At 41.8% G+C, this 615-nt stretch carries 1 protein-coding gene; it reads right to left on the reverse strand.

Annotated features, from left to right (window positions below):
* On the reverse strand, positions 1 to 602 hold a 602-nt coding region (locus AOG26_RS20325), incomplete at its 3' end, for a hypothetical protein (RefSeq protein ID WP_054564110.1).
* Between the last annotated feature and the right edge of the window lie 13 nt (positions 603 to 615).

A 615-nucleotide genomic window follows, 5' to 3' on the forward strand; every position in this document is an offset into this window, starting at 1 on the left:
TGTTGCATGCGTTTTGAAAAATGGGGTAAGTAAACCGTTTTAGTCAACGTGATATGCCTTGCAATCATCTGTCCTAAATTAAAACGCTCTTGGCGATACATCATGTCTGCTTCTTTAAATTCTCTGCTATCTGGTATGAATTTTTGCATCTCTTGTTTATAACCAGTCGCCCAGCCAGCCACTTTGTTCATTTGTTCAGCAAACGGCTTAACAGTAAACGTAACATAAATGGGGTCATCAGCATCGGTGGGCGCAAAACCTCGAGTAAAGACGATGTAGTGATAATTAGGATGAGTAACTTTAAAAAGAATTGTTGCGTAGGCATTAGCTTGCAATAGGTCTAAGCGCTCACGCGGGAAGGTAATTGGCTCATTGGCATAGCTCGTTTTTAGATATCTATAACCAGAGTCTATGCCACAACTACTATGACCACACGACTCTGTGTACACAGACTCTATTAAAAAAGGAAACTCCGACACTGAGCCATCTTCTGTTTTAATTGTCACAACGATGGGCCCGCGATAACCATGGGCCTTATCGAGTACTGTAGTGCAACTTGTTGTAAACAAACAGGCCAGTAACACACAATGAAATTGCACCATCACCTTGCGCTTA

The sequence above is a fragment of the Pseudoalteromonas sp. UCD-33C genome (assembly GCF_001306895.1).
Classification (GTDB): Bacteria; Pseudomonadota; Gammaproteobacteria; order Enterobacterales; family Alteromonadaceae; genus Pseudoalteromonas.